A 20,257-nucleotide genomic window follows, 5' to 3' on the forward strand; every position below is an offset into this window, starting at 1 on the left:
CCGCGCGGGCGGCGCTCGCTCTAACAGGCGCTGCATACCTTGTGGCAAACACCTGTCAGCCCTGATGCGATCCCCGTAGGAGCTGGCTTGCCGGCGATTGGGCCGCAAGGCGGCCCCCGAAATCAGCGCGGAATGACTGGCTGGCGCGGCTTCTTGCCCTTGCCGCCACCACCCTTGCCCGCTTCCTTGCGCTCCTTGGCCGCCTGCTGATTACGCGCAAACGCTTCGGCCTTGGCCTTTTCGCGCTTGTCCCACGGCTTGCTGCCATCGCTGCCACGCGGTGGCAGGCCCGTGTGCTGGGTCAGGATTTTCTGATCCTTGCCCACTTTGTGGCTGCCCGACGGGGTCGAGTTCTTGCGGCGCGCGCTCTGGTAGCTGTCGGTCTGCGGCTGGTGCGCCGGAATCAACTGGTGCTTGCCAGGCCCGATCAGGTCGGCGCGGCCCATGCGCTGCAGCGCTTCGCGCAGCATTGGCCAGCCTTTCGGGTCGTGGTAGCGCAAGAATGCCTTGTGCAGACGGCGCTGCTCGTCACTCTTGACGATTTCCACACCTTCGCTCTTGTAGGTCACCTTGCGCAGCGGGTTCTTGCCCGAGTGGTACATGGCGGTGGCCGAGGCCATCGGCGACGGGTAGAACGCCTGTACCTGGTCGGCACGGAACCCATTGCCCTTGAGCCATAGCGCCAGGTTCATCATGTCTTCGTCGGTGGTACCCGGGTGCGCGGCAATGAAGTACGGGATCAGGTACTGCTCTTTACCCGCTTCTTTCGAGAATTTCTCGAACATGCGCTTGAAGCGGTCATAGGTACCAATGCCCGGCTTCATCATCTTGTCCAGCGGGCCACGCTCGGTGTGCTCCGGGGCAATCTTCAGGTAGCCACCTACGTGGTGGGTGACCAGCTCCTTGACGTATTCCGGCGACTCCACGGCCAGGTCGTAGCGCAGGCCCGAGGCAATCAGGATCTTCTTCACCCCTGGCAGGGCGCGAGCCTTGCGGTACAGCTCGATCAGCGAACTGTGGTCGGTGTTGAGGTTCTCGCAGATGCCAGGGAACACGCACGAGGGCTTGCGGCAGTGCTTTTCGATGTCGTGGCTCTTGCACGCGATGCGATACATGTTCGCAGTCGGCCCGCCAAGGTCGGACACCACGCCGGTGAAGCCTGGCACCTTGTCACGCATCTCTTCGATTTCGTGCAGGATCGACTCGTGCGAGCGGTTCTGGATGATGCGGCCTTCGTGCTCGGTGATCGAGCAGAAGGTGCAGCCGCCGAAGCAGCCACGCATGATGTTGACCGAGAAACGGATCATCTCGTAGGCCGGGATACGCGCCTTGCCGTACGCCGGGTGCGGTACACGGGCGTAAGGCATGCCGAACACGTAGTCCATTTCCTCGGTGCTCATCGGAATGGGTGGCGGGTTGAACCACACGTCCACGTCACCGTGTTTCTGCACCAGTGCACGGGCGTTGCCCGGGTTGGTCTCCAGGTGCAGCACGCGGTTGGCGTGGGCATAGAGCACCGGGTCGTTACGCACCTTCTCGAACGATGGCAGGCGGATGACCGACTTTTCCCGCGTGACCGCCGGGCTGTCGAGAATCTGTACTACCTTGGCTTCGTTCGGGTCTTCCTGGTCGCCCTTGGCCTGCTCGATGGCACAGGCCTGGGTGTCCTGGGTGTTCACGTAGGGGTTGATGATCTTGTCGACACGGCCTGGGCGGTCGATGCGGGTCGAGTCGATTTCGTACCAGCCCTGCGGCGTGTCACGGCGCACGAAGGCGGTGCCGCGCACGTCGGTGATGCTTTCGATGCTTTCGCCACTGGACAGGCGCTGGGCCACCTCGACCACCGCCCGCTCGGCGTTGCCGAACAGCAGGATGTCGGCGCTGGCGTCGATCAGGATCGAATGGCGAACCTTGTCCTGCCAGTAGTCGTAGTGGGCAATGCGACGCAACGATGCCTCGATGCCGCCGAGTACGATCGGCACATGCTTATAGGCTTCCTTGCAGCGCTGGCTGTACACCAGGCTGGCGCGGTCTGGTCGGCTACCGGCGAGGCCGCCCGGGGTGTAGGCGTCGTCGGAACGGATTTTCTTGTCCGCGGTATAGCGATTGATCATCGAGTCCATGTTGCCGGCGGCCACGCCGAAGAACAGGTTGGGCTCGCCGAGCTTCATGAAGTCGTCTTTGGACTGCCAGTTCGGCTGGGCAATGATGCCCACGCGGAAACCCTGGGCTTCCAGTAGCCGGCCGATGATGGCCATGCCGAACGAGGGGTGATCGACGTAGGCATCCCCGGTCACGATGATGATGTCGCAGGAATCCCAGCCGAGCAGATCCATCTCCTCCCTGCTCATTGGCAGGAAAGGTGCTGGCCCGAAGCATTCGGCCCAGTACTTGGGATAGTCGTAGAGTGGTTTGGCTGCTTGCATGTCAGTGACCGGTTCTGGTGTGCAGGAAAATCGCGGGCGCGAAATATAGCACAAATTTTGACCAAATCCGACTGGATTCGTGGGGGATTGGTGGGTGGGGTGACGGTTGGCTGACTTGGGGGTTGTAAGGGTGCCAGGTGTTCACCGCAACATTTTCAGCGCCTTGGCCAGCGGGCGCACCGCACACCTTGTAGGAGCGGCCTTGCGTCGCGATGGGCTGCGCAGCAGCCCCAGGATTTCAGTGCAAATGCAAACAGTGTGGGGGCTGCTGCGCAGCCCATCGCGACGCAAGGCCGCTCCTACAGTGAGTTATTCATCATCATCGAAGTTGTACATGCCCGGCGCGAGGTTTTCGAAGCGGGTGTACTTGCCGATAAACGCCAAACGGACAAAGCCGATCGGGCCGTTACGCTGTTTACCGATGATGATTTCCGCCACGCCCTTGTGCTCGGTCTCGGGGTGGTACACCTCGTCGCGGTACACGAACATGATCACGTCGGCGTCCTGCTCGATTGCACCGGACTCACGCAAGTCGGAGTTCACCGGGCGCTTGTTCGGGCGTTGTTCCAGCGAGCGGTTCAGCTGCGACAGGGCGATGACGGGGCAGTTGAATTCCTTTGCCAAGGCTTTGAGCGAGCGGGAAATCTCGGAAATTTCGTTGGTGCGGTTATCACCGGCCGAACCCGGAATCTGCATCAGCTGCAGGTAATCGACCATGATCATGGCGATTTCGCCGTGTTCACGGGCCAGGCGGCGGGTGCGCGCGCGCATTTCCGAGGGGCTGATGCCCGCGGTGTCGTCGATGAACAACTTGCGATCGTTGAGCAGGTTCACCGCCGAAGTCAACCGCGGCCAGTCATCGTCGTCCAGCTGGCCGGAACGGACCTTGGTCTGGTCGATGCGGCCCAGCGACGACAGCATACGCATGATCAGCGACTCACCTGGCATTTCCAGCGAGAACACCAGCACGGCCTTGTCGGTACGCAGTACGGCGTTTTCCACCAGGTTCATGGCAAAGGTGGTCTTGCCCATCGACGGGCGGCCAGCAACGATGATCAAGTCGGCCGCCTGCAGGCCGCTGGTCTTCTCGTCCAGGTCGGTAAAGCCCGTGGATACACCGGTAATGTCGCTGTCGGAGTTGAACAAGGTGTCGATACGGTCGATGGCCATGGTCAACAGCTCGTTGACCCCCACCGGGCCACCGGTTTTCGGCCGGGCCTCGGCAATCTGGAAAATCTGCCGCTCGGCATCGTCGAGGATTTCTTCGGCGTTGCGCCCTTGCGGGTTGAAGGCGTTGTCGGCGATGTCGGTACTGATGCTGATCAGCTGGCGCAACGTGGCGCGCTCGCGAATGATCGCGGCATAAGCCTTGATGTTCGCCACCGACGGCGTGTTCTTGGCCAGTTCTGCCAGGTACGCCAGGCCGCCAACTTGCGAAGACAGGCCTTCCTTGTCCAGTTGCTCGTGCAGGGTAACCACGTCGAATGGCTGGTTGGCGTCGGCCAACTTGTGCACGGCACGGAAGATCAGGCGGTGGTCATGCCGATAGAAATCGCCGTCCGATACCTGATCCAGCACCCGCTCCCAGGCGTTGTTGTCCAGCATCAGGCCACCGAGCACGGCCTGTTCGGCCTCGATGGAATGCGGCGGCACCTTGAGGGCTGCGGTTTGCAGGTCTAGCTGTTCGGAAGTGGTGATCTCGTTCATGGCCACGAAAGAATTCTGGAGGACGAAAAAGACAAAGGGCACGGCCTGTAGAAAACAGGACCGTGCCCGATGTTAACTGCCTGGCTCGCAGGGAGCCAGCCAGTCAGCGCAGCTTAGGCAGCTACGACAACCACACGTACAGTGGCTTCAACGTCGCTGTGCAGGTGCACAGCTACGTCGTATTCGCCAACCTGACGGATAGTGCCGTTCGGCAGACGAACTTCAGCTTTGGCCACTTCAACGCCAGAGGCGGTCAGGGCGTCAGCGATGTCGTGGGTGCCGATCGAACCGAACAGCTTGCCTTCGTCGCCAGCGGTGGCAGTGATGGTCACTTCCAGCTCGGCCAGTTGGGCAGCGCGGCTTTCAGCCGAAGCTTTCTTGTCAGCGGCTGCTTTTTCCAGCTCGGCACGACGCTCTTCGAACGCAGCCAGGTTGGCGGCGTTGGCAACGGTGGCCTTGCCGAATGGCAGCAGGAAGTTACGGCCGTAACCAGCCTTAACTTTTACTTTGTCGCCCAGGTTGCCCAGGTTAGCGACTTTTTCCAGCAGGATCAGTTCCATTTGGTAAAACCTCTTAACTTTTAACCTTCACCGTTCGCGGAGTCATTCCCCTTGGGGGACTTGCGACCGCGAAAATCAATCAGGCTGTCGACAATGGCCAAGACCACCAGCAACGGATAAATCAGCTGCATGATCAGCGGCAACGTCACGTACATGCCCACCAGCCAGAAACCGGCCAGTCGCCCCTGTGCCACCAGCCCGTGCATCAACGCGATGCCGGCCAGCACCAGTACCAGGCTGGAAGCCGATGCCAGAATGATGAACTGCGGACCGATAAACGGCGCCACCACCATCACTGCCACCAAGACCGCCATGGTCTGTTTCGGCAACTTCAGCTCGCGAAACTCGCGACCGAAGCCTCCAGGGTTGTACAACGCTGCTTGCCAATAGCGCGCCAGCATCAACGCCAGCACACTGAACAATTGCACCGTCACTGCTGTGGAGGCGACCAGCACAGGGCGGATCAGCTCACCGGAGAGCACGGGCTCCCCTTCGATTTTCGGCATGGCTTCGGCAAACGCCTTGGCCAGCATATCGAAGGTCTGCGCCAGCGCCAGATCAAGCACGAGGCTGAAAGCCACGGCGAACACGGCACTGGCGAGCAACACCCGGCTCCAGGGATGCTCGGCACGCAACATGGCGGCCAAGGCCAGGGCACCCGCAATCACCAGAAAGGTGATGGGATCGCCCATGACCCACACAGCCAGCCCGGCGAGCAAGCCGCCGACGATGACCGATGTAGCATCCCTGAACCCACGCCGCAGCAGCACAAGGCTGCCGGCAGCGGCACTCAACCAGAACAGCAGCGGCAGTACCGCGCTGATGACCACCACCAGGGTGGCCTGCATACGACCGCGCATGATGAAACTTGCTAACGCTCGCATGCTAATCCCTTACTGCTTGTCGACGACCCGGTCTCAGCGGCCGTGGCTGTCGGTGTAGGGCAGCAGGGCCAGGAAGCGGGCGCGCTTGATAGCGGTAGCCAGCTGACGCTGATAACGAGCTTTGGTACCGGTGATACGGCTTGGAACGATCTTGCCGGTTTCGGATACGTAAGCTTTCAGGGTGTTGAGATCTTTGAAGTCGATCTCTTTCACGTCTTCAGCAGTGAAGCGGCAGAATTTACGACGACGGAAGAAACGTGCCATTTAATAGGCTCCTCTAAAGGTCCGTGGATTACTCGTCAGCGTTATCGCTGGAGTCGCTGTCATTGCTGTCGTCGCCTTCGGCGGAGTCAGCATGCTCAGGACGCTCGCGACGCTCACGGCGCTCGCTGCGGTTCTCTTCAGCCTTCAGCATCTCGGACTGGCCGGTAACGGCTTCGTCACGACGGATGACCAGGTTACGGATCACGGCATCGTTGTAGCGGAAGTTGTCTTCCAGCTCGGCCAGGGCCTTGCCGGTGCACTCAACGTTCAGCATCACATAGTGAGCCTTGTGAACATTGTTGATTGCGTAGGCCAGTTGACGACGGCCCCAGTCTTCCAGGCGGTGGATTTTGCCACCATCTTCTTCGATCAGCTTGGTGTAACGCTCAACCATGCCGCCGACTTGTTCGCTCTGGTCCGGGTGAACCAGGAAGATGATTTCGTAATGACGCATGAATGCTCCTTACGGGTTAGTAGTCTGCCAGTGAATCTGGTCAGACAAGGAGTGAATGACACTGTATGTCTTGCACGGAGGGGAGGCACATGAGCGCCTGCCAGCTCGGCAAGGGGCGCAATTGTAGAGAAGGCGTTGCGCACAAGCAAGGCAATTGGCGAATATTTGAACAGCCTGAAACATATTCACATGGCGTCAAGCCCCCTTCGCGGGCACGCCCGCCCCCCACAGGAAAGCTGCGTTGCCAGAGGCAGCAGCGAACCTGTGGGAGCGGGCATGCCCGCGAAGGGGCCGTTACAGGCTTAAGATCAGCGCTTGGCCTGGCGCTGACGCACGGCCTCAAACAGGCACACGCCCGTGGCGACCGACACGTTAAGGCTGCTGACGCTGCCGCTCATCGGCAACTTCACCAGGAAGTCGCAATGTTCACGGGTGAGGCGGCGCATGCCCTTGCCTTCAGCGCCCATGATCATCACCAGCGGCCCGGTCAGGTCTTGCTGGTAGATCTCCTGCTCGGCCTCACCCGCGGTGCCGACCACCCACAGGCCACGTTGCTGCAATTTCTCCAGCGTACGCGCCAGGTTGGTGACAGCCACCAGCGGAATGACCTCGGCAGCGCCGCAGGCCACCTTGCGCACCACCGGGGTCAGGGTGGCCGACTTGTCCTTGGGCACGATCACTGCCGTGGCGCCGGCCGCATCGGCAGTACGCAGGCAGGCGCCAAGGTTGTGCGGGTCGGTCACACCGTCCAGCACCAGGATCAGCGGCGGGGTTTCCGTGCGCTCGAGCAACTCTTCGAGCATCAGTTCGCCCCACACCTGGCTAGGGCTGACCTCGGCGACAACGCCCTGGTGCACACCCTCGACCCAGGCATCCATTTCGCGGCGCTCGGCCTGGCCAACCGCCACGCGGTTTTCCGCGGCCAGGGCCAACAGCGCCTGCAGGCGTGGCTCGCTGCGCCCTTCCGACAGCCAGATCTGCTTGACCCGCTTCGGATGGTGCTGCAGCAATGCCTGCACGGCGTGCACGCCGTAGATCTTTTCCAGCTGACTCATGACTTGCTCTTGCTCTTGCGTGGCGCACCGGACTTCGGTGGGCCTTTACGGTGCTTGGTCGGTTTGCCGGTGGCCTTGCCACCTTTGTCCGACTTACTGCTGGCGTGGCCGCCCGTGCGCGCCTCGCTCATCAGCGCCTTTTTCATCTCGCGGCTCTTGCGCACTTCGGCATTACGCTGCACCGCGTCTTTCGGGAAGTAGGCTTCGGCAGCCTCGCTTTTGCGGCTGCGCGGCTTTGGCGTGGCCTTCGCCTCGCTCAGCGGCGGCTGCTCGGCCTGGTCAGCTGCTGGCGCGGCGCCGCGCTGCTTGCGACCGATAGGTGCCGCCAGGGTCGACTGGGCCACTTCGAAGTCGATCTTGCGCTCGTCCAGGTCTACCCGCATGACCTTCACTTCGATGGTGTCGCCCAGGCGGAAACTGCGCCCGGTGCGCTCGCCGGACAGGCGGTGGTGCACCGGGTCGAAGTGGTAGTAGTCGCCCGGCAGCGCACTGACGTGCACCAGGCCTTCCACGTAGATGTCGGTCAACTCGACGAACAGGCCGAAGCCGGTCACGGCGGTGATCACACCCGGGAAGGTCTCGCCCACGCGGTCTTTCATGAACTCGCACTTGAGCCAGTTGACCACGTCGCGGGTGGCTTCGTCGGCCCGGCGCTCGGTCATCGAGCACTGCTCACCCAGTTGCTCGAGGGTGTTCTCGTCGTACGGGTAGATGCGCGCCTTGGGAATGCTCATGGCACCAGCCCGCTTGACGTGCGGGGTGTCGACCTTGGAGCGGATGATGCTGCGAATGGCGCGGTGCACCAGCAGGTCCGGGTAACGGCGGATCGGCGAGGTGAAGTGGGTGTAAGCCTCGTAGTTGAGGCCGAAGTGGCCATTGTTCTCGGTGCTGTACACGGCCTGGCTCAGCGAGCGCAGCATCACCGTCTGGATCAGGTGGAAGTCCGGGCGCCCGGCGATGCTCGCCAGCAGGGCCTGGTAATCCTTCGGCGACGGGTCCTTGCCTTTGTGCAGGCTGAGGCCCAGTTCGCCAAGGAAGGCGCGCAGTTTTTCCAGGCGCTCCGGCGGCGGGCCGTCGTGCACACGGTACAGGGCTGGCACGCCGTGCTTCTGCAGGAACTCGGCAGTGGCCACGTTGGCAGCCAGCATGCACTCTTCGATCAGCTTGTGGGCATCGTTGCGCACGGTCGGGCGGATTTCCGCGATCTTGCGCTCGTCACCGAAGATGATGCGGGTTTCCTGGGTCTCGAAGTCGATGGCGCCACGGGTGTGACGCGCCTCCACCAGCACCTTGTACAGGTTGTACAGGTTCTTCAGGTCTGGCACGACCGCCTTGTACTCTTCGCGCAGCGCCTTGCCTTCACGGGTGCGCGAGTGCTCGAGCATGCTGCTGACCTTGTTGTAGGTCAGGCGGGCGTGGGAGTGGATAACGCCTTCGTAGAACTGATAGTCGACCATCTGGCCGGCCTTGTTCATGGTCATTTCGCAGACCATGGCCAGGCGATCAACATGCGGGTTCAGCGAGCACAGGCCGTTGGACAGCTCCTCGGGGAGCATCGGCACCACGCGCTCGGGGAAGTACACCGAGTTGCCGCGCTGCTGCGCTTCGACGTCCAGGGCCGAACCCAGGCGTACATAGCTGGACACGTCGGCAATGGCCACATACAGGCGCCAGCCACCGGAGAACAGGCGCAGCTTGCCCAGCGGCTCGCAATACACGGCGTCGTCGAAGTCGCGGGCGTCTTCACCGTCGATGGTGACGAACGGCAGGTGACGCAGGTCGATGCGCTTCTCTTTGTCCTTGTCTTCGACTTCAGAGCGGAACTTGCGCGCTTCCTTGATCACGTCCTTGGGCCACACATGGGGGATATCGTAGCTGCGCAGGGCAACGTCGATTTCCATGCCGGGGGCCATGTAGTTGCCAATGACCTCCACCACGTCGCCTTGCGGCTGGAAGCGCGGGGTAGGCCAATGGGTGATCTTGATCTCGACGAACTGGCCGATCTTGGCGCCACCGTTGCGCCCCGCAGTCACCAGCACTTCTTGCTGGATCTTGGGGTTGTCGGGGGTCACGTAGCCGATGCCGCCTTCTTCGAAGTAGCGGCCGACCACGCTCTCGTGGGCGCGGGAGATGACCTCGACCAGCACGCCTTCGCGACGGCCGCGGCGGTCCACGCCGGACACGCGCGCCAGGCCGCGGTCACCGTCGAACACCAGGCGCATCTGCGACGGGCTGAGGAACAGGTCTTCGCTGCCGTCATCTGGAATAAGGAAACCGAAGCCGTCGCGGTGGCCAGAGACGCGGCCGCAGATCAGGTCCAGCTTGTCTACCGGGGCATAAGTGCCGCGCCGGGTATAGATAAGCTGGCCATCGCGCTCCATGGCACGCAGACGGCGGCGCAAGGCTTCGATCTGGTCTTCTTCATACAGACCAAATTCTTTCGCCAGCTCCTCGCGTGCGGCGGGCTCGCCACGGTCGGCAAGGCGTTGCAGGATCAGCTCACGGCTGGGAATGGGGTTATCGTATTTTTCCGCTTCGCGAGCGGCCTCGGGATCGAGGGATTGCCAATCGGCCATCAGAAGGGGTTCACCTTGGGGTATATAGATAGGAATTCTGGCATAGGCGTATTGAAACCGGAAATGTCGGCCTTGGACAGCCCCCGCTGCAGTGCGTAAACAGCAGGAATAGGCCAGTGGAATCAACAAGTTGAAATTTTTGAATTTTTTTTTGCCAAGGGGGTTTACAGCCCCCCAAGCCGCCCGTATAGTGCGCACCACAACGACGGACTAGCCCGAAGTTGTAATAGAGATTAGCGGCGCTGTAAAGCACCAAATAATCTCGAATGTGTGCCCAGGTGGCGGAATTGGTAGACGCGCTGGTTTCAGGTATCAGTGACCGCAAGGTCGTGGAAGTTCGAGTCTTCTCCTGGGCACCAAGTATTTCAAGTAACAGATGACCAAGGATCTGTTACTACTGTGTGAAAGCGAACGATAGTCGCCTTCTCCAGATGATGTAAAGCTTTGCCCAGGTGGCGGAATTGGTAGACGCGCTGGTTTCAGGTATCAGTGACTTAACGGTCGTGGAAGTTCGAGTCTTCTCCTGGGCACCATACAAAAACCCACTAGCTTGCTAGTGGGTTTTTTCTTGCCTGCGGTTTTTGTACCCTCCCCCACCCCTTGCACCATGGTCTGACGATGAATTTATCGTCACCCGGCCACATGAGAAACGATTTCGTTTACCATTGTTTCCAAATATGTTGCCGTAAGCGAGGAAGTACCCGCATGACGATCCGCCCGCAACCGCTGATGCGTACCTTGGCCGCCGCCGTGCTGAGCCTGGTCATCGGCGCTCCGGCCGCCATGGCTGACGCACCGGTCACCCTGACCATGTACAACGGTCAGCACAAGGAAATCGGCGAAGCCATCGCCAAGGCCTACGAGGCCAAGACCGGTATCCACATCAATATCCGTAAAGGCAGCAGCAACCAGCTGGCCAGCCAGATCATTGAGGAAGGCGATCGCTCGCCGGCCGACATCATCTACACCGAAGAATCGCCACCGCTGAACAACCTGGGCGAGCTGGGCCTGCTGGCGAAGATCGACGACGCCACGCTGAACATGCTGCCCAAGGAATATGTGGCTGCCAACGGCACCTGGATGGGCGTTACCGCGCGCACCCGCGTGGTGGTCTACAACCCGAAGAAGATCGACGAGAAAGACCTGCCGACCACCGTCATGGACTTCGCCAACCCTGACTGGGAAGGGCGCGTAGGCTATGTACCGACCAGCGGTGCGTTCCAGGAGCAGGCCGTTGCCATCCTGAAGATGCACGGGCGTGAAGCCACCGAAGAATGGCTGACCGGCCTGAAGGCCTTCGGCAAGACCTACACCAACAACATGGTCGCGCTGAAGGCCGTGGAAAAAGGCGAAGTGGCTGCCGTACTGGTGAACAACTATTACTGGTACGCCCTGGAGCGTGAGCGCGGCAAGCTCGATTCGAAACTGTACTACCTGGCCGACGGCGACGCCGGCAATCTGGTGACCATCTCGGGCGCCGCGGCCGTGAAGGCCAGCAAGCACCCGAAAGAGGCCCAGGCCCTGCTCAACTGGATGGCCAGCGAAGAGGGCCAGCGCGTGATCACCCAGACCACCGCGGAGTACCCATTGCACAAAGGCATGGTTTCGGACCGCGGCCTGAAACCGTTCGATGAACTGCGCCCGCCGAAGATTTCGCCAGCTGACCTGGGTAATGCCGAAGAAGCCATCGAGCTGGAACGCGAGGTCGGCCTGCTCTGATGACCGCCGCCCTGTCCACCCCGCTGCCGGTACGCTTCGTACCGCGCCGCAAGCGCCCTTCGATCTGGGTCGTGCTGCCTGTGCTGTTTCTGGTGGCGATGAGCTTGCTGCCTTTGGCCTATGTGGCGATCAAAGCCTGGGAAGCCGGCTGGCACGAAGCCCTGTACCTGCTGTGGCGGCCCTTTGTCTGGGGGCTGATGCGCAATACCCTGCTGCTGATGGTCGGTGTAACGCTGACCTGCATGGTGGTCGGCCTGGCGCTGGCCTGGCTGCTGGAGCGCAGCAACCTAGCCGGTCGCCGGCTGTGGGGGGTGGTGCTGTGCCTGCCGTTTGCCGTACCGTCGTTCGTCAGCAGCTTCACCTGGGTATCGCTGAGCTCGGACTTCGAAGGGTTGGGCGGGGCGATCATGGTCATGGCCCTGTCCAAGTACCCGCTGGTGTTCCTGCCGGTGGCCGCGACCCTGCGCAATCTCGACACCTCCCTGGAGGAGTCGGCGCGCACCCTGGGTTGTAGCCGCTGGGGCGTATTCACCAAGGTGACCCTGCCCCTGCTGTGGCCATCGATGCTTGGCGGTGCCCTGCTGATTGCCCTGCACATGCTGGTGGAGTTCGGTGCGCTGTCGATTCTCGGCCTGCAAACCTTCACCACGGCGATTTACCAGCAGTTCGAACTGGAGTTCAGCAACGCCAACGCGGCCATGTTGTCTGCCGTCCTGTTGGCGATGTGCCTGGTGATGCTGTGGCTGGAGCTGCGCGTGCGCGGCAAGGCCCGCCATGTACGCATCGGCCAGGGCGTGGCACGCCGTGCACAACCGGTGCGGCTGCGTGGTTGGGCGGTGCCGGCGCAGCTGTTCTGCCTGGGCCTGGCAGTGCTGGGCAGCGGCATTCCCCTGGCGATGCTCGGCTACTGGCTTGGCGTAGGTTCGTCAGCGGCATTCCCGGTGTCGGCCATTTCCAAGGCGCTGTTCACCTCACTGTCGGTGTCACTTGGCGGTGCCGGCTTCTGCGTGCTGTTGGCGCTGCCGATCAGCTTCCTGGTGGTGCGCTACAAAGGCCGCCTGGCGATCTGGGCCGAGCGCCTGCCGTACCTGCTGCACGCCCTGCCCGGCCTGGTGATCGCCCTGACCCTGGTGTTCTTCGCCTTGCACTATGTGCCGGCGCTGTACCAGACCACGGCGCTGTTGCTGCTGGCCTATGCACTGCTGTTCCTGCCGTTGGCGCAATCGCCGGTGCGCACCGCGCTGAACAAGGCTTCGCCAACGCTGGAAGAAGCTGCGCGTACGCTGGGTGCGAGCAGTTTTGCCGCGTTCTGCCGGGTGACCCTGCCGATTATCTTCCCGGCCATGGCGGCAGCGTTTGCCCTGGTGTTCCTGGATGCCATGAAAGAGCTTACGGCAACGCTGCTGCTCAGCCCGACCGGCATGACCACCCTGGCGACCGAGGTGTGGGCGCATACGGCAAACGTCGAGTTCGCGGCGGCGGCGCCTTATGCGGCATTGCTGATTGTGGTGTCGGGGTTGCCGGTGTATTTGCTGACTACGCGGATGTATCTGAACAAGGCTTGAAAGCTTGCCCAGGCTGCCATGTGGCCTGGGCACAAGCCTGAGTACTTGAGACTTCATCACAAGTTCACTTTAAAACTCCCACCAGCCAGTTGAAAGCAAAGAACAAGGTCGTCGACACTACAAGCCCCATCCAAGACGGCAACAAAACTCTTTTAATAGGCCTTGGAAAATTCTCGAGATCTGAAACATCTGCCACACCTTTTCGAACAAACAACCCTGGAATCATCAGCATATTTGCCGCCAGGCAAGTACGCATTAATTTTCCAACAAGACCAGCCGCTGAAAAGTTTTCCCTGTTACTCTGAATATACTTGCATTTCGCTAAAGCTTTTTCGATAGCCTCTATAGATCGACAAGCTAAGTAAACCATCACACACACGCTGATTGCCATACAAGCGAGCAGGATAGACGCGATTATCGTCAAAGCTACGGCACTCATTCTCGCGCTCTTCCTTCAGGCCCGGCTGACACTATACCCCGGTGCCTGGCACTGCACTAGTAGGTAACTAACCAAGACTATTGTGCGAAATTCCTTACAAATTTAACGATGAAGACAGCTCGCTTCTGCTCACCGCAGGCTCCAGCCGAAAACTACTAATAGCCTACCAATTTCAACCACACCCAAAGACCAATGAGCGATAAAAAAACAGCCACATGAACAAACCACAAGCCAACTAGCATACGCCGCAAACCACCAGGAAACCTCTTTACATCCTGACGATCCAGAAGGCCTTTACGAATACAAATCGCCCTCATCGACAACATGACGGACGCCGAACCGGTACGCATCACTTTACCTAGCAAGCCGGCGGAGCTAAAAATCCTTTTGTCACCCGAAACCATTGAACTATTAGAAAGTAACGATTCTATGTAATTTACATAACGAACTGAAATATAAATCCACACAAATATGACTATAAACATAGCTACCATCAAAGGAAGACCTAACCACCTCGTGTCGAAGCTAGTCATTGCGGCACCTCATATAACAACTCACCAACCATCTCACCGATATCACCTACGGCCGTACCGCCTATAGCACCACCAACAGCAAGGTATCTGCTCCAGCCGTCGCTCACAGCGCCAGCTCCCATGGAAGCATGGGCGAGCAGGCTTTTCAAAAACTCGTAGTTATCCAGAAGAAAGTCATCTACCCCTGCGCCGTTAATCTCAAGCTGATGATGTATTCCCGCCGCCTTCGCCATCAAGAGTGCTTCATGACCTGTGCACATGGGCGTGCTGGGATCACCAACAATCACAAGCTCCCCGCCGACAACCACACCATTGGCGATATGTGCATTCAGCACATCAAACTTGGCCCGCTGATTGGCCGACATGGGCGTGCCAGCCTTCAGCGACTCATACGATTGCGCCTGAGGATTGATAAAGCTGCGTGCCTCGGACATGGTCGCACCTCACGCGTACTTCTTGTTGTTGATGCGGTCCCAACCCCCAGTGACATTACCGCCGGCGCTGCCATCGAGACGTTTCTGCCGGGTGTAGGTTGTCTTGATGCGGCCGTAGTTCAATTGAATCACTTCTATCGGCACCCCGGCGCTGGCGCTCTGGGCGTAATCGGCGATGATCACTTCTTCGAGAACGACTTCGTAGTACTTGAGCTTTTCGGTACCGGCACGGCACACCACTAGCTTCACTTCCTTCAGGTGCTGGCCGGCACAGCTGGCCTCGAGCAGCTTGCAGCTGGCTCTGTCCAGATACTTGGTGAAGGTGAAATTGCTGAGTACGCAGATTTACTCGAACAAAGCTTGAAATCAAGTCCAGGCTGTTGGTCAGCCTGGACCACCATCAGACTTCACGCTATCTGATTCCCATAGCAACTAATTTGGATTTACTGCAAACTCAGGTACGTCCATGCTCGGAATGCGACCATCATCGAAAAACAGATAATGAGGATTAACACCCCACCTACAATGATCCGCTTCATCCCCACGGGGAAACGCTCGACCTCGCTCAAATCGACTAGCCCCCTGCGGGCATAGGGGCCCGGGAACATCAGTACGCCTCCAATGACGCACGTCCGTAAAACCTTCCCAATCAAGCCCGCCCCGGAAAAAGTAATTTTCATATTTCCAATGTACTTGGAGTTAATCAATAACGCTTCAATCCCATCAGTATGCTTGTGAGCCACGTATATCAGTACCAACATAGCCAGGCAACCCGGCCCTAAGATGGACATCCATACCAGCGCTGGCTCAATACTCATTCCGCCACCCTCCGATACAAATACTCACCAATAACTTCACCTCCTTCTGCTCCAATATTCCCACAAACGACACTACCCATCGCCCCTCCCAAGACTGCGCAGGCAAGCGCACCAGGCCCCGTGGTAACTCCCAACACAAAAGTACAGCCAGCAGTAGCAAGGAAACTCCCCACAGAGCCTCCTATGCTCCCTCCACCCAACCCCAATGCCAAAGGGCTATGGGCTATGGGCTATTGCCAATACAGCAGCCAAGTAAAAAATAGTACGATCAGTGTAATTAGTAGAATCTGAGCAACCCATAAACGCACTAACAATTTCTTCAGATCGACTGGAGTCTTGCGGACGTCTTCGCCATCTAACATTCCTTTACGAACGCTAAAGGATCTCATTGTTAACATTGCTGAAATTGAGCCGAGGCGCATGACCCTTCCAAACAGGCCAGAGCTGCCGTACATCTCCCTATTAACGACCACCATGCGACTATTCGACAAGTATGATTCGATACGACCCAAGCATCGATGCGCAACAAAGGCCAGTACAGCGAACATCAAGAAGGGTGAAATAATCAAAAAAACACCGAGCACAGCCACCTGCTGGCTATTCATCGTACGGCCTCATAAAAAATCTCACCCAAAGTCTCGCCTCCCATTTTTCCTAGCGCCCCACCAGCCATACCACCAGCGGCCCCCCCCAGCACTGCGCACGCGATAGTTGCCGTTCCTCCCGTGGGAATACCGACCGCAACACAGACCATTGGGCCCAATGCTGCCCCAACATATCCAATCGCACCTCCAATCCCCCAGCTAGCGGCCAATGAACTTCGCTCGATATACTTAACTCTTCGACAATCATCCTCTCGACCGAGCATGCAAGCTTGACGAATCGATAACTCCGTTGACGCCAAATCCAGCGCCATGCCCACATACGTCCCCTTTTTAATCCAACTAGCGGCCCTCGCCACACCCGCTATCTTTTCTGAGTAACCGCTAATTTCGCCAGTATGCAAAAAACTTTTTGTAGATATACCAAGCGCCCTCTTGATCTTGCCCCTGCTTCGCAACCCTGACCCATATGCGGCCATGCCATCCAATTGCGCCTCCAACTTCAGAAACAAAGCTGTGCGCATCGCATAAAAATCATTACGCTCTTTCAACGTACCGTGATTCAAATACTCTCTATGAAGCTGCTCAATCTCTTCAAGCGTTTTCTTGATAGCTTCGACGTGCTTACTCCAGGCGTCACTGGCTACGCCTGCGCCTATGGAAGCACGGACCAGCAAACTCTGCAGCAACTCATAGTTCTCCAGTAGGAATCCATCAATTCCCCCTCCGCCCAACTCAATGTCCAGGTGTATTCCAGCCGCCTTCCCCATGAGGAAAGCTTCATGACTGGTGCAGGTCGGAGTGCTTGGGTCACCCAAGATTACAAGCTCGCCAGGGAACACCACACCATTGGCGATATGTGCATTCAGCACATCAAACTTGGCCCGCTGATTGGCCGACATGGGCGTGTCAGCCTTCAGCGACTCATACGATTGCGCCTGAGGATTGATAAAGCTGCGTGCCTCGGACATGGTCGCACCTCACGCATACTTCTTGTTGGCGATGCGGTCCCAGCCGCCGGTCACGTTGCCGCCCGCGCTGCCGTCGCGGCGTTTCTGCCGCGTATAGGTGGTCTTGATGCGGCCGTAGTTCAATTGAATCACTTCTATCGGCACCCCGGCGCTGGCGCTCTGGGCGTAATCGGCGATGATCACTTCTTCGAGAACGACTTCGTAGTACTTGAGCTTTTCGGTACCGGCACGGCACACCACTAGCTTCACTTCCTTCAGGTGCTGCCCGGCACAGCTAGCCTCCAGCAGCTTGCAGCTAGCACTGTCCAGGTATTTGGTGAAGGTAAAGTTGGTGAGTGTGGTGCGGCCTGATGATGCGCCACCCGCTGAGCTTGCGGTGGCAGAGGTGCTCTGATTGGCACCGAACTTGTAGCCGATGATTTCGATCCAGTTGGCGTACTGCTCGTCCAGTGCTTCGCCAGTGATTTCCGCGATTTGAATATAGGCATCGAAAGCCATGCTTACCTCTCCTTGGTAAAAATTGGGCTGATAACGACGATGTTCCGACATCGCCGTACTGAGGTTGTTCCTGAAGAAAGCGGCGAAGTTTGCCGAGCGCCTTCAGGCAAGATCGACACTAGCTCCCTGCGTCTAGCGCTGCAACAGCAAACATTCTAACGAGACCTATTTGGGAAATACCCTACAATTTTGAGGAAGATGCAGACTTGATCACGTAAATGAATGTTTCACCTTCATATTCAGCGCTGTCTACAAATTCGCCAACATCCGACGCACGATCAGGCCATGTACCTGGCCAACCGGCAGCATGTACAGCCGGCCAAAGGCATTGAAACACCGCACCGACGTGGTCACTTTCAAGCGCTGCCCATTCACATCCATGCAGACCATCACCGCCAAGTGCGTATCGCGCGACGTCAGCACCAGTTGCTGGTCGCTGATGGCCTCGACAGTGAAGAAGTCCAGATGCTCGCCGTCGGCTGGCACATGCCCAGGATTCTGGGGAGTGAAGCCATGGATATCGGCGACATTGAATCGACGCGAGATGAAGTCACGAATGCGGAAGGCCTTGGCCAGCCAGGCGGGAACATCCGAGGTCATGGCGCAGTAGGCTTGCAGGGCGGTCATCGGGGCAGTGAGCTGTATGCTGGCACTGTGGAGAAAATCGAGGTCTGCCTGGGCGGCGACCAATTGGGCGGACATGAGCAACTCCCTTTGTCATGTGTCGCTGACAGCATAGCAACATGACTTGCTGTAGGAGCGGCCTTGTGTCGCGAAAGGGCCGCGAAGCGGCCCCAGCAATAGATGTGTTTACGCGAATATCCTGGGACCGCTTTGCGGTCCTTTCGCGACGCAAGGCCGCTCCCACAAGAAGAGACTGCGCAGGATTCAGGCCCGGAACTGGCCCAGGCTGGCGCGTAGCTGAGCCGCCAAGTCATCCAGCACCTTGCTGCTGGCCGTGGTCTGCATCACCACCTCAGCCGAGCGTTCGGCCTGGGCATGGATGTTCTCCACCCGCCCCCGCACCGCCTGTGCGCCATGGGCCTGTTGTTCGGCAGCGCGAGTCGCCAAACCAATGGCCGCGTGAACTTGCTCCACCGCAGCCTGCACCGACTGCTGGCGACGTTCGTTGTCGCGCAGCACCAACAGGCCTTCACTGGCCTTGAGCCCGGCCTGGCTGATAGTAGCCACGGCCTCCTTGGCGCCCTTCTGTAACGCGGCGATGTGCGACTGTATATCGCCAGTGGAGCTTTGTGTCTTGCTCGCCAGCGCCCGCACCTCATCGGCCACCACGGCAAACCCGCGCCCGGTCTCGCCTGCCCGGGCCGCCTCGATGGCGGCGTTCAAGGCCAGCAGGTTGGTCTGCTCGGCGATGCCGTGAATAACCGTCAGCACCACTTCGATCTGCTCACTCTGCTTGGCCAGGCGCTCGATCACCTGGGAGCCCGTCTCCACTTGGCCGGCCAGGTTCTCGATCAAGCTCGCCAGCTGGGTCGAGCTGCGGCTGTTCTCGTCGGTGGCCTGGCGAATATCCACCACCTGCTGCAGAGCCGCCTGCATCGCATGGCTTTCGGCCTGGGCTTCGTCAGCCATGCTCGACAGGTCGCGCAGGCTGGCTGCCACTTCATCACGCTGCAGCGCGGCAGCAGCATCGGCGCCGGCATTGCGCTGGGCCATCGCGCCTATTTCTACGCCGGTACGCTGCGCCACTTCGCCCGCCTCCCGCACGATTGGCTGCAGCTTGTCGACAAAACGGTTCACCGCCGAGGCCATGTCGCCAATTTCATCGCGGCTGTCGAGCGACACGCGCTTGGTCAGGTCGCCCTCGCCGGCCGCAAGGTCATTCAGGGCAGTTATCAACAGGCGCAACTTGCTCAGCACCCGGCGCCCCAGCACCACGGCCACGACCAGCAATACACCTAGCCCCACCACCGCCAAGCCCAGACCGATGCGCCAACGCAGCTCGGCAGCGGCATCGCGTACGGTCTGCGCGGTATTGGCCTGCATTGCCGCTGCACTGCCCTGTGCTTTCTCCAGACGTTCGCGCAGGGTGTTGCCGCTGTCGGCGGCAGCACCGTTCAGGCTGTCGCCAACCAACTGCTCACCACTGGCAATCAGCGCCGAAAAGCGCTGGTCAAGGGCCTTGAGTTCCTGGTCGATGCCTGCGGTGGAAACCCCCATGACCACTTTGCCGATTTCCGCACCATTGGGGTTGATCGGCGCTTCCACGAAGTACACCGCCGGGTCGCGCCGGGCGGCGTCGATCACCTTGTCCAGCGCGCGCTCGCCTTGGCCTTTCTCCATCAACGCCTGGTTGATCGGGTTTTGCCGGTTCAGGTAGCGGGTCAGGTGCTGCCCCTGGGCGTCGTCGTAGATCACGAACAGCACATTGGGATTGCGCTGGGCGCGGCGGGCGAAGTCGGAGAGTACCGGCACGTCGTTATCCCAGATCGCCCGCGGGGCGACCGAGGCCAGTAACTCGGCCATGTCGCTGGCCGAATCCTTGAGGTTCTTCTCCAGGGTGCTGCGCAGTTGCTGCTGCTCGCTTTGCAGGCGCGTCGCCAACCCCGCGCTGAGGCGCTGGCGAGTGCTGCTGGACAGGCCGTCGAGGCCCGAACGTACATCCTGCCCGGCTTGCTCCAGCTCGCTGGCGAGTTGGCGGCTGTCATTACCCAGGCGCTCGCCAAGGTCGGCCTCAAGGGCAGTCACCGTGCTGCGGGTGAGGGCAACGGCAACCAGTACCTGCACCAAA

Annotated in this window: 18 protein-coding genes, 2 tRNA genes and 3 pseudogenes; 4 read left to right on the top strand and 19 right to left on the bottom strand. The window is 59.6% G+C overall.

Annotated elements, in window-relative coordinates; genetic code table 11:
* Positions 1-122 precede the first annotated feature (122 nt).
* The 8 genes from EGJ22_RS07220 to rnr all read right to left on the bottom strand — a co-directional run bounded on the left by EGJ22_RS07220 (position 123) and on the right by rnr (position 9,926).
* Positions 123-2,426, bottom strand: a complete 2,304-nt coding sequence (locus EGJ22_RS07220; RefSeq protein ID WP_029887881.1) for a YgiQ family radical SAM protein — start codon at positions 2,424-2,426, stop codon at positions 123-125.
* 309 nt (positions 2,427-2,735) lie between these two features.
* A complete protein-coding gene (dnaB, locus tag EGJ22_RS07225) occupies positions 2,736-4,133 on the bottom strand; it encodes a replicative DNA helicase (RefSeq protein ID WP_009681285.1) in 1,398 nt (465 codons plus the stop codon).
* 113 nt (positions 4,134-4,246) lie between these two features.
* Positions 4,247-4,693, bottom strand: coding sequence for a 50S ribosomal protein L9 (gene rplI / locus EGJ22_RS07230; protein ID WP_003249568.1), 447 nt, complete (start codon positions 4,691-4,693; stop codon positions 4,247-4,249).
* A gap of 20 nt (positions 4,694-4,713) precedes the next feature.
* The gene (locus tag EGJ22_RS07235) at positions 4,714-5,577 is read right to left on the bottom strand and encodes a hypothetical protein (RefSeq protein ID WP_029887882.1); all 864 of its coding nucleotides are present in this window, start codon (positions 5,575-5,577) and stop codon (positions 4,714-4,716) included.
* A 33-nt stretch (positions 5,578-5,610) separates the two neighbouring features.
* Positions 5,611-5,841, bottom strand: a complete 231-nt coding sequence (gene rpsR, locus EGJ22_RS07240; protein WP_003249563.1) for a 30S ribosomal protein S18 — start codon at positions 5,839-5,841, stop codon at positions 5,611-5,613.
* Between the two features lie 28 nt (positions 5,842-5,869).
* Complete coding sequence (gene rpsF / locus EGJ22_RS07245) at positions 5,870-6,295, bottom strand: 30S ribosomal protein S6 (RefSeq protein WP_003249557.1); 426 nt, start codon at positions 6,293-6,295, stop codon at positions 5,870-5,872.
* Between the two features lie 308 nt (positions 6,296-6,603).
* Positions 6,604-7,350, bottom strand: coding sequence for a 23S rRNA (guanosine(2251)-2'-O)-methyltransferase RlmB (gene rlmB / locus EGJ22_RS07250; protein WP_029887883.1), 747 nt, complete (start codon positions 7,348-7,350; stop codon positions 6,604-6,606).
* The gene (gene rnr, locus EGJ22_RS07255) at positions 7,347-9,926 is read right to left on the bottom strand and encodes a ribonuclease R (protein ID WP_029887884.1); all 2,580 of its coding nucleotides are present in this window, start codon (positions 9,924-9,926) and stop codon (positions 7,347-7,349) included. The genes rlmB and rnr overlap by 4 nt, the downstream gene beginning before the upstream one ends.
* A gap of 272 nt (positions 9,927-10,198) precedes the next feature.
* Here rnr and EGJ22_RS07260 point away from each other — a divergent pair.
* The 4 genes from EGJ22_RS07260 to EGJ22_RS07275 all read left to right on the top strand — a co-directional run bounded on the left by EGJ22_RS07260 (position 10,199) and on the right by EGJ22_RS07275 (position 13,210).
* Positions 10,199-10,285 (top strand) — tRNA-Leu (locus EGJ22_RS07260).
* 87 nt (positions 10,286-10,372) lie between these two features.
* Positions 10,373-10,459, top strand: a tRNA-Leu gene (locus EGJ22_RS07265).
* A 172-nt stretch (positions 10,460-10,631) separates the two neighbouring features.
* Positions 10,632-11,645, top strand: coding sequence for an extracellular solute-binding protein (locus EGJ22_RS07270; RefSeq protein ID WP_009681291.1), 1,014 nt, complete (start codon positions 10,632-10,634; stop codon positions 11,643-11,645).
* The gene (locus EGJ22_RS07275; protein WP_029885896.1) at positions 11,645-13,210 is read left to right on the top strand and encodes an iron ABC transporter permease; all 1,566 of its coding nucleotides are present in this window, start codon (positions 11,645-11,647) and stop codon (positions 13,208-13,210) included. The genes EGJ22_RS07270 and EGJ22_RS07275 overlap by 1 nt, the downstream gene beginning before the upstream one ends.
* Positions 13,211-13,274: 64 nt before the next feature.
* Here EGJ22_RS07275 and EGJ22_RS07280 read toward each other — a convergent pair whose 3' ends face one another.
* From EGJ22_RS07280 to EGJ22_RS26880, 11 genes and pseudogenes are all read right to left on the bottom strand, one after another.
* On the bottom strand, positions 13,275-13,649 hold the full coding sequence (locus EGJ22_RS07280; RefSeq protein WP_033690019.1) for a hypothetical protein: 375 nt from the start codon (positions 13,647-13,649) through the stop codon (positions 13,275-13,277).
* Positions 13,650-13,804: 155 nt separating this feature from the next.
* Positions 13,805-14,182, bottom strand: a complete 378-nt coding sequence (locus EGJ22_RS07285; protein WP_104148211.1) for a hypothetical protein — start codon at positions 14,180-14,182, stop codon at positions 13,805-13,807.
* An 80-nt stretch (positions 14,183-14,262) separates the two neighbouring features.
* Positions 14,263-14,616, bottom strand: a pseudogene (locus EGJ22_RS07290) (hypothetical protein); the annotation flags it as partial.
* A 9-nt stretch (positions 14,617-14,625) separates the two neighbouring features.
* Positions 14,626-14,952, bottom strand: a pseudogene (locus EGJ22_RS07295) (Hcp family type VI secretion system effector); the annotation flags it as partial.
* Between the two features lie 107 nt (positions 14,953-15,059).
* Positions 15,060-15,434, bottom strand: a complete 375-nt coding sequence (locus EGJ22_RS07300; RefSeq protein ID WP_009681295.1) for a hypothetical protein — start codon at positions 15,432-15,434, stop codon at positions 15,060-15,062.
* 230 nt (positions 15,435-15,664) lie between these two features.
* Positions 15,665-16,039, bottom strand: coding sequence for a hypothetical protein (locus EGJ22_RS07305; protein ID WP_009681296.1), 375 nt, complete (start codon positions 16,037-16,039; stop codon positions 15,665-15,667).
* A complete protein-coding gene (locus EGJ22_RS07310) occupies positions 16,036-17,007 on the bottom strand; it encodes a hypothetical protein (RefSeq protein ID WP_029885898.1) in 972 nt (323 codons plus the stop codon). The genes EGJ22_RS07305 and EGJ22_RS07310 overlap by 4 nt, the downstream gene beginning before the upstream one ends.
* A gap of 9 nt (positions 17,008-17,016) precedes the next feature.
* The gene (locus EGJ22_RS07315; protein WP_029885899.1) at positions 17,017-17,505 is read right to left on the bottom strand and encodes a type VI secretion system tube protein Hcp; all 489 of its coding nucleotides are present in this window, start codon (positions 17,503-17,505) and stop codon (positions 17,017-17,019) included.
* A gap of 249 nt (positions 17,506-17,754) precedes the next feature.
* Entirely contained in the window at positions 17,755-18,207 is a 453-nt protein-coding gene (locus EGJ22_RS07320) for a DUF2867 domain-containing protein (protein WP_009681299.1), read from the bottom strand.
* A 186-nt stretch (positions 18,208-18,393) separates the two neighbouring features.
* Positions 18,394-19,278 (bottom strand): methyl-accepting chemotaxis protein, encoded by an 885-nt coding sequence (locus EGJ22_RS26875; protein WP_370593776.1) that lies wholly within the window; start codon positions 19,276-19,278, stop codon positions 18,394-18,396.
* A pseudogene (locus tag EGJ22_RS26880) lies at positions 19,252-19,992 on the bottom strand (HAMP domain-containing protein); the annotation flags it as partial. The pseudogene EGJ22_RS26880 and the gene EGJ22_RS26875, both read right to left, overlap by 27 nt.
* Positions 19,993-20,257: the final 265 nt, after the last annotated feature.

The sequence above is a fragment of the Pseudomonas sp. p99-361 genome, from assembly GCF_003935475.1.
GTDB lineage: Bacteria > Pseudomonadota > Gammaproteobacteria > Pseudomonadales > Pseudomonadaceae > Aquipseudomonas > Aquipseudomonas juntendi.

What these genes read in the sequence shown, in the direction of transcription:
- EGJ22_RS07235 (WP_029887882.1), bottom strand. Translation starts at nt 5,577, where the DNA reads ATGCGAGCGTTAGCAAGTTTCATCATGCGCGGTCGTATGCAGGCCACC.
- EGJ22_RS07275 (WP_029885896.1), top strand. Translation starts at nt 11,645, where the DNA reads ATGACCGCCGCCCTGTCCACCCCGCTGCCGGTACGCTTCGTACCGCGC.
- rpsR (WP_003249563.1), bottom strand. Translation starts at nt 5,841, where the DNA reads ATGGCACGTTTCTTCCGTCGTCGTAAATTCTGCCGCTTCACTGCTGAA.
- EGJ22_RS07270 (WP_009681291.1), top strand. Translation starts at nt 10,632, where the DNA reads ATGACGATCCGCCCGCAACCGCTGATGCGTACCTTGGCCGCCGCCGTG.
- EGJ22_RS07320 (WP_009681299.1), bottom strand. Translation starts at nt 18,207, where the DNA reads ATGTCCGCCCAATTGGTCGCCGCCCAGGCAGACCTCGATTTTCTCCAC.
- EGJ22_RS07310 (WP_029885898.1), bottom strand. Translation starts at nt 17,007, where the DNA reads ATGTCCGAGGCACGCAGCTTTATCAATCCTCAGGCGCAATCGTATGAG.
- rpsF (WP_003249557.1), bottom strand. Translation starts at nt 6,295, where the DNA reads ATGCGTCATTACGAAATCATCTTCCTGGTTCACCCGGACCAGAGCGAA.
- EGJ22_RS07300 (WP_009681295.1), bottom strand. Translation starts at nt 15,434, where the DNA reads ATGAGTATTGAGCCAGCGCTGGTATGGATGTCCATCTTAGGGCCGGGT.
- dnaB (WP_009681285.1), bottom strand. Translation starts at nt 4,133, where the DNA reads ATGAACGAGATCACCACTTCCGAACAGCTAGACCTGCAAACCGCAGCC.
- EGJ22_RS07315 (WP_029885899.1), bottom strand. Translation starts at nt 17,505, where the DNA reads ATGGCTTTCGATGCCTATATTCAAATCGCGGAAATCACTGGCGAAGCA.
- EGJ22_RS07220 (WP_029887881.1), bottom strand. Translation starts at nt 2,426, where the DNA reads ATGCAAGCAGCCAAACCACTCTACGACTATCCCAAGTACTGGGCCGAA.
- EGJ22_RS07280 (WP_033690019.1), bottom strand. Translation starts at nt 13,649, where the DNA reads ATGAGTGCCGTAGCTTTGACGATAATCGCGTCTATCCTGCTCGCTTGT.
- EGJ22_RS07305 (WP_009681296.1), bottom strand. Translation starts at nt 16,039, where the DNA reads ATGAATAGCCAGCAGGTGGCTGTGCTCGGTGTTTTTTTGATTATTTCA.
- rplI (WP_003249568.1), bottom strand. Translation starts at nt 4,693, where the DNA reads ATGGAACTGATCCTGCTGGAAAAAGTCGCTAACCTGGGCAACCTGGGC.
- EGJ22_RS26875 (WP_370593776.1), bottom strand. Translation starts at nt 19,278, where the DNA reads ATGGCCTCGGCGGTGAACCGTTTTGTCGACAAGCTGCAGCCAATCGTG.
- rnr (WP_029887884.1), bottom strand. Translation starts at nt 9,926, where the DNA reads ATGGCCGATTGGCAATCCCTCGATCCCGAGGCCGCTCGCGAAGCGGAA.
- rlmB (WP_029887883.1), bottom strand. Translation starts at nt 7,350, where the DNA reads ATGAGTCAGCTGGAAAAGATCTACGGCGTGCACGCCGTGCAGGCATTG.
- EGJ22_RS07285 (WP_104148211.1), bottom strand. Translation starts at nt 14,182, where the DNA reads ATGACTAGCTTCGACACGAGGTGGTTAGGTCTTCCTTTGATGGTAGCT.